Source organism: Rhizomonospora bruguierae (genome assembly GCF_018397995.1).
Classification (GTDB): Bacteria; Actinomycetota; Actinomycetes; order Mycobacteriales; family Micromonosporaceae; genus Rhizomonospora; species Rhizomonospora bruguierae.
In genome coordinates this window covers 1-12,220 of sequence record NZ_BBQH01000014.1, presented here as the reverse complement: position 1 = coordinate 12,220, position 12,220 = coordinate 1, and the positions used below count along the sequence as shown (strand labels likewise).

General features: G+C 68.0%; 9 protein-coding genes and 1 pseudogene. 5 read left to right on the top strand and 5 right to left on the bottom strand.

Annotation, left to right across the window (positions count from 1 at the left end; all coding sequences use genetic code 11):
- The first annotated feature begins 13 nt into the window (after positions 1-13).
- The 5 genes and pseudogenes from KJS59_RS05750 to KJS59_RS30915 all read left to right on the top strand — a co-directional run bounded on the left by KJS59_RS05750 (position 14) and on the right by KJS59_RS30915 (position 8,151).
- Complete coding sequence (locus tag KJS59_RS05750) at positions 14-2,209, top strand: AIPR family protein (protein ID WP_213451256.1); 2,196 nt, start codon at positions 14-16, stop codon at positions 2,207-2,209.
- A 154-nt stretch (positions 2,210-2,363) separates the two neighbouring features.
- Positions 2,364-3,533: an AAA family ATPase gene (locus tag KJS59_RS05745; RefSeq protein WP_213451255.1), complete on the top strand. Its 1,170-nt coding sequence runs from the start codon at positions 2,364-2,366 to the stop codon at positions 3,531-3,533.
- Positions 3,534-3,537: 4 nt separating this feature from the next.
- Positions 3,538-6,717 (top strand): type I restriction endonuclease subunit R, encoded by a 3,180-nt coding sequence (locus KJS59_RS05740; RefSeq protein WP_213451254.1) that lies wholly within the window; start codon positions 3,538-3,540, stop codon positions 6,715-6,717.
- 164 nt (positions 6,718-6,881) lie between these two features.
- Positions 6,882-7,391, top strand: a pseudogene (locus KJS59_RS32130) (serine/threonine-protein kinase); the annotation flags it as partial.
- Between the two features lie 328 nt (positions 7,392-7,719).
- Positions 7,720-8,151, top strand: a complete 432-nt coding sequence (locus KJS59_RS30915) for a hypothetical protein (RefSeq protein ID WP_249713909.1) — start codon at positions 7,720-7,722, stop codon at positions 8,149-8,151.
- A 17-nt stretch (positions 8,152-8,168) separates the two neighbouring features.
- Here KJS59_RS30915 and KJS59_RS05730 read toward each other — a convergent pair whose 3' ends face one another.
- The 5 genes from KJS59_RS05730 to KJS59_RS05710 all read right to left on the bottom strand — a co-directional run.
- Positions 8,169-8,774: a phosphoesterase PA-phosphatase gene (locus KJS59_RS05730; RefSeq protein ID WP_249713908.1), complete on the bottom strand. Its 606-nt coding sequence runs from the start codon at positions 8,772-8,774 to the stop codon at positions 8,169-8,171.
- A gap of 23 nt (positions 8,775-8,797) precedes the next feature.
- The gene (locus KJS59_RS05725; protein WP_213451252.1) at positions 8,798-9,331 is read right to left on the bottom strand and encodes a hypothetical protein; all 534 of its coding nucleotides are present in this window, start codon (positions 9,329-9,331) and stop codon (positions 8,798-8,800) included.
- 110 nt (positions 9,332-9,441) lie between these two features.
- Positions 9,442-10,620: an MAB_1171c family putative transporter gene (locus KJS59_RS05720; RefSeq protein WP_213451251.1), complete on the bottom strand. Its 1,179-nt coding sequence runs from the start codon at positions 10,618-10,620 to the stop codon at positions 9,442-9,444.
- 34 nt (positions 10,621-10,654) lie between these two features.
- Entirely contained in the window at positions 10,655-11,122 is a 468-nt protein-coding gene (locus tag KJS59_RS05715) for a helix-turn-helix domain-containing protein (RefSeq protein ID WP_213451250.1), read from the bottom strand.
- Between the two features lie 663 nt (positions 11,123-11,785).
- A partial coding sequence (locus tag KJS59_RS05710) for a group II intron maturase-specific domain-containing protein (protein ID WP_283775746.1) occupies positions 11,786-12,220 on the bottom strand: 435 nt, incomplete at its 5' end.

Here is a 12,220-nt window from a genome sequence, read left to right as displayed (position 1 = left end):
AGGGATCAAGAGGTTGAGCGACCAGGAGAACGCGGGGCAAAAGGCATCCGACCCTTCGCGGGACGCAGCCGCGCTACGTCTCCAGATCCGGCACGTACGCGATGCGCTCCAGCGCGAGTTTGACAACTTGATCGACGTCGATGATCTAGCCAGGATGCCGTATGCCGCCGGTGAACAGGCCTTCCTGTCACGAGCGTTAGCCGCGTTGGTGGTACGGGACCTAACCGGCTGCGACAGCAAGTCAGCAGCGGCCGCCGTCATCGACGGCAGAGACGACATCGGGATCGATGCCGTGGCCACCGACGAGAGCGCCTCGCACATCTGGCTGATCCAGTCCAAGTGGAGCGATTCGGCAAGAGCCGGATTCGGTGTTGCGGAAGCACTGAAGTTCATTGATGGACTGCGCCATATCGACACTCGGCAGTTCGACCGCTTCAACATCAAGTTCCGAAATCTCGCGGATCAGGTTGCTGCCGTTCTGGCGAATCCACACTCACGGATCACCCTGGTGCCCGGCTTGATGAGAACCGACAGCCTGTCGGACGATGTCGTGCGTCGGCTCACCGACGCGCAAGACGAGTTCAACCAACTGGGCACCATGCTCGACCACCGCATCTACCTCGCCCGAGACATCTGGGAAGTGGTACGTAACGACTTCCGAGAGCCCCCAATCGGGCTCACTGCAAAGATGCAGGACTGGATCCGGATAACGGAGCCGTACGAGGCTTTTCAGGGAACCATCTCGGTGGCCGAGATTGCGGAGTGGTACAGCGCTCACGGCGATCGCTTGTTCGATCGCAATATCCGTAAGCCGCTGGGTCTCACCCAGGTAAATCAGGGACTCATCGACACACTGACCGACGAGCCACACAACTTCTGGTACTTCAACAACGGGATCACCGTCCTCTGCGAAGAGGTAGATCCTGCGTACTTCAGCCGTTCCGCACGGACACCCGTAGAGCTTCACCTTGCCGGCGCCAGCGTGGTCAACGGCGCCCAGACTGTTCACGCTATCCATCGGGCAGCTGACAGCAAAATCGAATTCCCTGATGGCTATGTAAGTGTCCGGGTGATCTCCCTGAAGAATTGCCAGCCCGGATTCGCGAACGCCGTTACAACCGCCACGAACACACAGAACAGGGTCGAGCGGCGTGACTTCGTCGCCTTGGATCCGGTGCAGACGACGATAAAGGAAGACTTCACACTTTCGCTACAAAAGACATACGTCGTCAAACGGGGGGAACTGGAGCCATCGCCCGACAGTGGCTGCTCGGTGGTCAGCGCGGCCATCGCACTTGCCTGCGCCCACCGGAACCCCGAACTTGCCATCCGCGCCAAGCGCGGCACCGATTTGCTGTGGGAGGATGGCCCGCAGGGCGCGTACCAACTCCTGTTCAACTCCCAAGATCCGCCATCGGCATACCAGGTGTGGCGCTCAGTCCTCGTACTGCGTGCGATTGATGACGCGCTCAACCGGACGGCGAAGGATCGCCAAGCACGGGCGGAGGCGATTGCGGAGCGCGGAAACCGGCTGATCGCGCATATCGTCTTCCAGCACCTGGACCTCGATGGCATCGACGACCCCGACGCCGACTGGGATGCCGTGCTGGGTCAGGTATCAGATGCGGTCGAGCGTGCTACAGGGTGGCTGATCCACCATCTGGACTCCGAGTACGGGCAGACTTCGATCGTGGCGAGCACCTTGGCCAACACCGTTCGCTGCCGAACCCTGGCGAGGCTCGTGCTGGCGGACCTGCAACGCGATATCCCAGTGCCGCCCTTCCCGGACGACTACCGTCCCGCGCGACGGGTTCCGAAGCAGCGTAGGCCGAATGCCGTTCCCACCCTCATCGACGCCGGGCGGCTGGCTGATGGAACGCCGCTGCAATACCACACCTGCACTCGACCCGAGCGAGAGGCGATGGCCGAGTGGTTGGCCGGGGATCCTCGCCGAAGTGCGGCAACATGGGTCAACCAGCGAGTACGACCAGTCCTCTGGGCCGTTGATGGAAAGTATTACTCGCCGACCGCACTCGTTCAGCGGATGTGGCAGTTGGCTGGCTGGAGCACGGCACCAGTGGCGGTCCAGGGGCCTTCTCGTTGGTACGTCGAAGGTGAAGGCTCGCTATGGAAGCTTGCACAGGAGACCTGGGCAGCATCCGAGGACGACGAGGACGAAAACGGCGACGAGAAGGGGGATGGGCGTTGACTGTGACGTCGGTGACCGGGCAGGTCGACGTTTCCACCGCGAGCGGACGCGGGGACCGTGTGATGTCTGACCATCGGGCAGCCCGTCGCCTTGCCTCGACGGAAGGCGTTGAGATGTCATGACCAGTAGCGCGAGCAACCGGGCCGTGCCGTTCGTGACCCGGGTGCGGATTGAGAACTACCGGTCGATCGCGCATTGCGACCTGGCGCTCGGCCCGTTCGCCGTGCTCCTCGGGCTGAACGCGGCCGGAAAGTCCAACTTCCTCGACGCGCTGCGCTTCGTGCGCGACGCGCTGGACCACGGACTCGGTGCGGCGGTTAAGGCTCGGGGCGGACTGGATGACGTGCTCCGGCGCGTACCGGAACCTACGGAGTCGGCCACGATCGCTCTGGAGGTTCGCCTGCCCGGATCCGCCGAGGACGACGGACCTGGGCAGGCTCGCTACGAGGTCACGATCTCGCGTTCCTCAGCCAGGAACCATGCCGGCCTTGCCGTGTGGTCCGAGCGGGAGTACTGCGAGATAGGTCCAGCCTCGGGGAAGCCCCAAGCCCGGTTCCTGGTCGAGGATGGGAAGGTTAGCGATTCGGCTGGCCCGCACGGAGGGCGGCTTCACCCTGGCAGCCTCTACCTTCCTCGGGCCGGTGTCGGCGAGCCGTATGCCCGCCTGTACGAGGCATTGACCGCAATTTTCTTCTACGAGCCGGACTTGGCCGCGCTGCGGGACGCCCGCCCCGCCACCGGATCGGACCTGCTCGACGAGAATGGCGGCCACCTCGGGGCTATTCTTGGCCAGCTCGGTCGATGGGAGCGGGAGCGGGTGTCCGCGTACGCCGGCGTGATCGTGCCTCGGCTGGTCGATGTCGGCCCGAGCACGCCGGGCGGTGATTACATTGCGGCCCGGATGGCCACGGCCACCGGCCCGGGGGGCGAGGAGCGGCATTTCCGCGCGGAATCGATGTCTGAGGGAACGATCCGCGCGGTCGGGCTGCTCACCGCGCTCTTCCAGCCGGGTGCCCGGGATGGTCGGATCCCACTTGTCGCCGTCGAGGAGCCGGAGCTGGCGCTGCACCCGATGGCCGCCGGAGTGCTGTTCGACGCGCTGACCGAGGCGAGCACGTGGACCCAGGTCCTCGCGACCAGCCAGAGCGCGGAGCTGTTCGACCGCAAGGAGGCCGACCTGTCCACGATCCTAGTCGCCGCGGCCGACAACGGTGTGACAACCATCGATGTGTTCGACCTGGAGATGGCGCGCCGCAACGCACCGTCCTTTGACAAGTTCTGCCGTGACATCGACTACCTGGTGACCGGGAAGCGGGAGGTCTGATCCGATGGCGATCCACCACGAATCCGCCTTCGGTGACGCGATCGTCGCCGCCCTCCTCGACAGCGGATGGGAGGAGGGCGACAAGGCCGACTACCGCGCCGAACTGGGCCTCGATACCGCCCAACTCTCCATGTTCATTGGCGCGACCCAGCCCAACGAGTGGAACGAGCTGGTCACCTACTACGGCGGCGAGCAGGCGGCAGCTCAGCGCGGATTTCTCAAACGGCTCGACCAGGCGATCGCCACCGATGGGCTGCTCGACGTACTCCGCAAGGGGGTCAAAGACCACGGCGTGCGTATCAGGGTCGCGTACTTCAAGCCGTCTCTTGTGGAGTCGGAGGCGATCCTGGCCGACTACCGCAAGAATCGGCTCACCGTGGTCCGGGAGTTGGAGTACGCGACCAAGCAGGCCGATCGGGGCAACCGGCTCGACCTGACGCTGTTCCTCAACGGCATCCCGGTCGCCACCGCCGAGCTGAAGAACCCGCTCACCGGTTCCGGGGTGGAGCACGCCAAGGAGCAGTACCGGACCGACCGCGACCCCACCGAGCTGATCTTCTCGCGGCGGGTGGTCGCGAACTTCGCCGTCGACCCGGGCTTGGTCTTCGTCACCACGCAGTTGCGGGGCGGGCAGACCCGGTTCCTGCCGTTCAACACCGGCAGCGAGGGGCCGGGACGCCCCGGCGGCCAGGGCAACCCGCCGGCCACCGAGCACGGCAAGTACGCCACCTCGTATCTGTGGGAGGAGATCTGGCAGCGGGACAACTGGCTCGAGCTGCTGGAACGCTTCGTCCACCTGCACCAGGAGAAGAGCGCTGCCGGCCGTACCCAAAAGTCTTTGATCTTCCCGCGCTATCACCAGTGGCATGCGGTGAAGCGGCTGACCGCGCACGTGGCCCGGCACGGCGCCGGGCACAACTACCTGGTGATGGCCTCGGCCGGCTCGGGCAAGTCGAACACCATCGCCTGGCTCGCGCACCGGCTGTCGTCGCTGCACACCCCGAATGACCCGGCCGCGCTCGACCCGGACGCGCTCGCCGCGGGGATCAAGCCCGGCAGCCCGGTCTTCGACAAAGTCGTCATCATCACCGACCGGCGGAACCTGGACGCCCAGTTGCGGGACACCGTCGGCAGCTTCGAGCAGACCGCCGGGCTGGTCGTGAAGATCGATGAGAGGTACGGGGCCAAGTCGGAGCAGCTCGCCAAGGCGCTCTCCCGGGAAACCGGCAAGATCGTCACCGTCACCCTGCACACGTTCCCCGCGCTGGTCGACTACCTGAAGCGCAGCCCGACCGAGATCCGGGGCAGCCGATTCGCGATCATCGTGGACGAGGCGCACTCCTCGCAGTCCGGGGACGCGGCCACGGCCGTCCGGGCGGTGCTGCGCGATCTCGGCCTGGACGCCGACTCGGACGAGGCGGGCGCCACCAGCGCCGCCGGGCCGCAGACCGCCGAGGAGAAGCTGGCGGCGAACGCCCGCAAGCGGCAGCGAAGCGCGAACCTCTCCTACTTCGCCTTCACCGCCACGCCGAAGCACAAGACCCTTGAACTCTTCGGCACCCTCGGCGCGGACGGCAAGTACCACCCGTTCCACACGTACTCGATGCGGCAGGCGATCGAGGAGGGCTTCATCCTCGACCCGCTGCGCAACTACGTCACCTACGACACGTACTGGAAGCTGGTCAACGAGAACCCGGACGAGCGGGAGGTCGACTCGGCCAAAGCCAACAAGGAACTCGCCCGGTACGCGCTGACCCACGACTCCACCGTCGCCCAGCACGCGCAGATCATCGTCGAGCATTTCCGGGCGCACACCGCCGGGCGGCTCGGCGGTCGGGCCAAGGCGATGGTGGTCACCGCGTCCCGACAGAGCGCCGTGCAGATGTCCCGGGCGATCAAGCGGTACCTCGACGACCGCGACTACCCGGGCCCGGGCGTGCTGGTCGCCTTCTCCGGCACCCTCACCTACGAGGGCGCGGAGGTCACCGAGTCGAAGGAGAACGGTGGCCTGCCGGAGAGTGCCCTGCCGAAGGCGTTCGCGTACACCCGGGCCGACGACCGCACCGCCCGTGCCGGCACCGCCGCCGGTCAGCGCGAATACCGCGTCCTGGTGGTCGCGGAGAAGTACCAGACCGGCTTCGACCAGCCGCTGCTCACCACCATGTACGTCAACAAGAAGCTCACCGGCGTCTCCGCCGTGCAGACGCTGTCCCGGCTCAACCGCACCGCCGACCGCAAGAGCCAGGGCGACCTGGCGGTGCTGGACTTCGTCAACGACGCCGAGGACATCAAGGAGGCGTTCCGGCCGTACTTCGAGGAGGCCGAGACCCTCCCCTCCGACCCCAACCTGCTCTACCCCGCGCAGAGCCGGGTGATGTCCCCGAACCTGCTGGTCGAGGCGGAGATGCAGGCGTTCGTCGAGGCGTACCTGGCGGCCGAGGAGCGGGCCGCCGGCAACACGGCGAAGTGGGCCAAGCTGCACGCCGAGCTGTACCGGCACCTCCAGCCCGCCGTCGAACGCTTCGACAAGCTGCTCAACGGCGAGGACGAGTCCGACCGGGAGGCCGCCGAAGCGTTCCGCGCCGACCTCACCGACTACGTCCGCAAGTACGGCTTCCTCGCCCAGATCGTCCCCTATGCCGACCCGGAGTTGGAGCGGCTCTACCTCTACGGCCGGCACCTGCTCAACCGGCTGCCCCGGCGCGGCGACGGTGGCGTCGACATCGGCGAGGTCGACCTCAGCCACCTGCGGGTGGAGAAGACCGGCGAGCACGACGTCAGCCTCAATCGCGAGGGCGCGGCCGAGATGAAGGGCTTCGGCGACGGTGCCGGCGGCGCGAGGGAGCCGGAGAAGTCGCTGCTCTCCGAGCTGATCGAGCGGTTCAACGAGCGGTTTGGCACCAGCTTCACCGACGACGACGTGGTCAAGCCGTTGACCGAGGCGATGGCCGAACCCAAGGTCCGTCAGGCCGCCGTCGCCAACGACGAGGAGAACTTCGGCCACGTCTTCATCCCGGTCTTCGAGGAGAAGATGATGGACCACTTCGAGACCGCCGCCGACCTCGGCCGCCGCTACTTCGGCCCGCAGTCCGACTTCCGCAGCTCGCTCAACCGCAGCGCCCGCAGCGCCGCCTGGCGGCTGATCCGCCGGCAGGAAGGCGTCGTCGACGACGAGGCCGCCTGACCGGCCGGCGCCGCTGCCGCCGCGGCGGCAGCCCTGGACGGTGATTCGTTCAAGAGCGACACTGACCTCCTGGCCGGGACAGTCGGGAAGGGACGGAGGCACCCGTGCGGGCAGAGCCGATCGCCGGCCGGTACGAGCGGGTCGAGGAGATCGGCTCCGGGGGCATGGGGCAGGTCTGGCGCGGCTACGACGGCGTCCTCGACCGCGAGGTCGCCATCAAACTCATCCGCCCCGACGCCGTCCACTCCCCGGAGCAGGCGGAGGAGCTGGCCAAACGGTTCCGCCGCGAGGCCCGGGTCACGGCACGCATCCAGCACCTCTCCCACGCCCACGCCATCCCCGTCGTACACCGTGACCTCAAACCCGACAACGTGCTGGTCGCCCCGGACGGGGCGATCAAGCTCCTCGACTTCGGCATCGCCGCCATCCTGCGCACCGACGTCACCCGGATCACGGCGACCGGCAGCGCCCTCGGCACCCACCACTACATGCCGCCCGAACAGATCCAGAACGCGCGGATCACGGCACAGAGCGACCTGTACGCCCTCGGCTGCGTCCTGCACGAACTGCTCACCGGGCAACGCGTCTTCGCCGGCGGCAGCGACTTCGACCTGTGGTGCCAGCACATCGTCGAGCCGCCGCCACCCCTGGGTACGCTCCGCCCGGACGTGCCCGCGGCGATCGAGGAACTGGTCCTCGAACTGCTGGCCAAGGCCCCCGAGGACCGGCCCGCGGAGGCCTACGACGTCTACGAGCGGCTACTGCCCTTCCTGCCCCTGCCCGGGTCGCCCCCGCCCGCCTCCGACCCCGCACCCGGCACCATGCCGGACCCGACTCAGGTGTACCGCCGACCCAACGCGCCGCGTCGCCGGCCCGAGCCCGCGCCCGTGGTCCCCGCACCGCGCAGCGAAACGTCGGTCGCCGACCCGGCGGCGGTCCTCGGAACCGGGGTTCGAGACGCGATCAGGGCCGCCGTGTCGCAGTCCGACGAAGAGTCCCCGCGTGCTGGCGCTGCGGTCACGGCGCGCGGCCATCCTCGTCATCGGCGGGGACTTCCGACGCGCGCTGCCCGAGTTCGACGCCCTCGCCGCCGCGTACACCCGCACCGCCGGCCCCACCAGCGAGGACGCCTTGGAGTGCCTCCGGCAGGCGGCCCACTGCCGGGCCGAACTCGGTCAGGCCACCACAGCCCTGCGCCAGTTCCGGCAGGTGCTGGCCCACGTGAGCGCCGCCTCCGGCGAGGCCTCCCCCACCACCCTCGACCTGCGCCGCAACATCTGCACGCTACTGATTTCCGAGGGTAAGGCCGCCGAGGCCGCGCACGAACTGCAACCCCTGTACGACGACCTCTGCCTCATCTACGGCCCACAACATGAGCAGGCCCGCGAAGTCGCCGGCCTGCTGGCCCTGCTCCGATTCGCCGCCGGCGGATAGCCCGACCGTACGCCGGGTCAGCGGACCAGCGGGAAGACCGCACCGGCGGCCAGGGCGCCGAGCGCGGCGCCGACCACGGTTTGGGCCACGGTGTGGTCGCCCAGCCGGACGCGGGACCAGGCCACCACCGCCACGGCAACCCAGGACAGCAGCAGCCACGGCCCGAAGACCAGCGCCAGCGTGGTCGCGGTTCCCGCCCCTACCGCGGTGTGGAAGCTGACCTTCCACCAGTGTGTGACGGCCAGGGTCAGTGTCAGCCCGGCCAGCATCGCCACCACCAGGGCGACCAGATCCCGGGGCGCGTGGAGCAGCACCATCAGCACCAGTCCGACCACCACCGACGCGGCGGCGAACAGCAGCACCGCCGGGCGCCGTTCCCGGGTCCGCACGTGGTGGTCGTCGTAGTGGCCGCGCCGCACCCCCCGCAGGATGTAGCTGAGCGGGATGGCGCTGGCGAACACGGCGGTCACCACGCCCCAGACCGGGGATCGGCTGTGCCAGGCCACCGCGATGGAGATGCCGGCCACCAGTACCGCTGGGGACAGCGCCTCGGTCACCACGTGCGCGAGCCGGCGGCTGGTGCGGCCCGTCGTCAGGGTGGTGGGTGTCGTCGTGTCGGTCACGCCGCGTCCGTCCTCCTCGGTCGTCAACGGTCGTCGCGCGGTTGCCGCTGCTGCGGCAGGTGCTTGCCGGACATCACCGCGGACAGCCCATCGAGCACATCGCGGGTGGCTGCGTCGTCGCGGCGGTCGTCGCGTTCGACCCGGGAGCCGATCTCCGAGGCCAGCAGCTCCGCCTCGCGCTCCTCCACCTCGTCGTACACGGTGCGGCCCAGCACGCGGCGGACCATCTCCGGGTCGAGGAGTTTGAACTCGTTGAGGATGGGGCCGAGGATGCCGCGGTGCTCACACAGGATGTGGGCCACCTCGTGCAGCACGATGTGCTCTCGCAGCGGTACCGAGGCATTCCGGTCGACGCAGATGTAGTCGACCGTCTGGGTCTCGATCCATCGCCCGCAGGCGATGTCCGTGGCAAAGTCAAGCTCCACCAGCCGCACCGGCCGGCCGCGGTGCCGGCTGACGCTCGCACACAGCGCCTCCACGGTGAACGGCGACGGGATGGTCAGGCCCAATTCGCGCAGTTTTGCCCGCGCTGCGCGTCGTGTCGTCGCGGCCATCATCGCTTCCCTCCCCGTCCTGTCCCGGAGCCGGTTGGCGCCGGCCGTGGCTGCCGATGGCCGCTTGCACAGCGCCACCCGCCACGCCGCCGCTCCAGCATCGACCATAGTCGCTAGCCCGGCAGCGGGCCGACGGGGTGTGCCGCGGTGGCAGGGGGCAGGCGGGCGAACGCCCGGCCGACCCGCAGTTGCCAGGCGAGTCGGGCCGCGTGGTCATCGTCCGCTTCGGGGGCCGGGGATGACCTTTCGGCGGGCAGGCCCGTTGGTAGGACGGCGGTTCGGTCGTCGAGAGCGACCCGGATAGCGCGGGCCCACGCCACGGGATCCGCTGCGGGCGGTGCGCCGATGGAGAGCGGATCGGCGCCGGCCTGGCGCCGGCCGAGCTGGAGCAGCCCGTCCTCGATCTCGATGACCCGCCGGTTGAGCCAGAACCGGACATCGATGACCGGCCGGGGTGGCTGGCTGAGCACGATCTCCGGCGTGGCGGAGGTGAGCGCGTGCCAGAGCGGGTACAGCTGGCGATACCGCTGGAAATCGGCCCACCAGCCCCCTGGCGTGCGGATCCGCAACCGGCGCCCGATGGCCGGATACCCCGACCCGACGACCGTGAAGACGATGCCGCTCAGCTCACAGACCGTGCCGACGGCGTGTAGCGCCGCGGGCGGCTGGATCTCGGCGTGACGCAACACCAGATAGATCAGCCACTGGACCCAGTACAAGACGCCGAAGATGCCGCCGACCGCCACGAGTTGCAGCCCAAACCGCAGGTGTTCGCGGTTGGTGCGCCTGGCGTAGCGCCACACCAGCCGCACCATGTCGATGAGGATCACATCGACGGCAATCAGGAACACCGTCCAGTACGGCACGATCCACGGGGCGGTGGCGTAGACGCTGGTGAACCGCTGCGGAACGTCAAGATCGACCGGGGCGAGGGTGAAGAAGACGGCCATCAACGCGACGGTGACGAGCACGAGCGCGCCGCGTAGGACGACCTTGCGTCGAGCCGTGGGGGGTGGGTAGATCAGGAAAGCGAGGATCGCCTGGGCCTGCCACGCGGACACCAGGATCATGGCGTGTCCTGCCAGCTCCGCGAAGTTCGGTACGCCGAGCCAGGTGTCGAGCAGATGGTAGTTGTCGGGTTGGAAGAACGTGGCCGCGGCGGCCAACGCGACGACCGCCCCCCAGATGGCCCAGGTCTCCGGCCGGCGGCCGGGTCGCAGCAGGACGCGAGTGCGGTAGGCGGCCACGCCCCACAGCAGCGCAAGCACCACGTAGGCGCCCGGACCCGTCATGACCTATACCGCGGCGGTCGTGGCGCGGTGGGCATCATCGGCCGTGCTCGCCGGACGGGGCGGCCGGTTCAGTGGGGGCGGGGGCGGCGTCCAAGGCATGGATCACCTCAACGATCCTGGCCAACTCGGCCAGGCTCCGTTCCGCCTCGGGGAGCACGGTCGCACGCATCGCCGCCGTCCGCACCCGCAACGCCTGCAGCGCGCTGAGCGTGTCCAGCTCGTGGTCGACCTCCGCGGAGACCTGGTCGTTAGTGAAGTACTCAACCGGCACACCGAAGAACTTCGCCAGCCCGCGCAGGTGGCGCAGGGTCGGATTGTCCTTCTCGCCCCGCCGGAGCTGGCCGACGTAGGTGTGTGAGATCGGCTCGCCAATCTCCGTGACGCCCTCGGCAACCTCGCGGGTGCTGTACTCGGTGCCGTCCGGCTTGCGCACCGAGGTGAACAGCTTGTCCAGTCTCTTGCGGAGGGAACTGGACCCGGCCCCGTCTACCCGCTCGGTCATCGTCCGGCCCCCCTGGCGCCACTGGGCATAGCACTCAAATTTACACAGCTGGTCGCGCTGTGCATAGCCGTTGACACCGCCGCTCCGTGCATGCCTATGATTGCACCTGGCAGTCGCGCCCAAGTGTCCACGATTTTCGCACCTGGAAACGAGGGCGACACGCCGCGCTGATGCGATGAACCGCGACGGGGGAGGCGGTCACTGCGGACGGCACCAGCCGTCGCACAGTGACCGGCTCGTGGTGGACCCGCAGCTCGGCACGACCGACGCTGCCGAGCTACGGGTCCTCCACGCAGGGTCGAGTAGCCGGAGGGAGTTTCACCCTCCGGCCGGGTAGCAGCGGTGCATTGCTGCGCCGCCGCCCCCTCAGGACCGTGCATGCGACTTGTCACCGCACACGGCCCAAGCAAGCCCCACGTGGGCTGGCAGATGGTGCAGGAGCTTGTCGGGTTGATGCCGTCTCAGCTTGATGGCGTCGATGGCAGTGAATGTGTATGAGATGGTGACGCTGATCGCGGGTTCCGCTGTACAGGGTCAACGCTTGTCGGCGCAGGGCCTTGCGGGTAGCGGTGAACCACAGCGTCCATTCCTCTGGAGACTGTGGTTCGTGGTCGGCGTGCAGAAGATAGTCCCCGCAGTGTGGGCAGCGGCCGCCTTGGGCCTTCAGGAGGCGCAGGGTGGGCTGGTCCAGCGGTGGGGGGTTACGTCTGCGGCGCCGGTGCGACCAGTAGTCGGGTTCCACACGTAGTTGTCCAGCGCGTTGAACACCTTGCCCGACACCACGGTCCGGTAGTAGCAGGCCCAGCCCCGGATGATCGGGTTGAGCCGTGCGATGACCGCCGAGGCGTTGGCTCCCCGCAGGGTGCGCATCTCCTCGGCGAGCCGTTTGCGGATCCGTTTGACGGCGGCATGGCTGGGTTTGATGATCAGCTTGCCGTTGCGGTAACGGCGAATGCCGAAGCCCAGGAAGTCGCACCCCTGGGTCAGGGGCGTGATGCGGGTCTTGTCTTCGTTGAAGACCAGCCCTCTGGGCGCCAGCCACGTGCTGAGCTGCGTCTTGACCTGTTCCGCCTGGTCCTTGCTGTGACACAGGGCTAA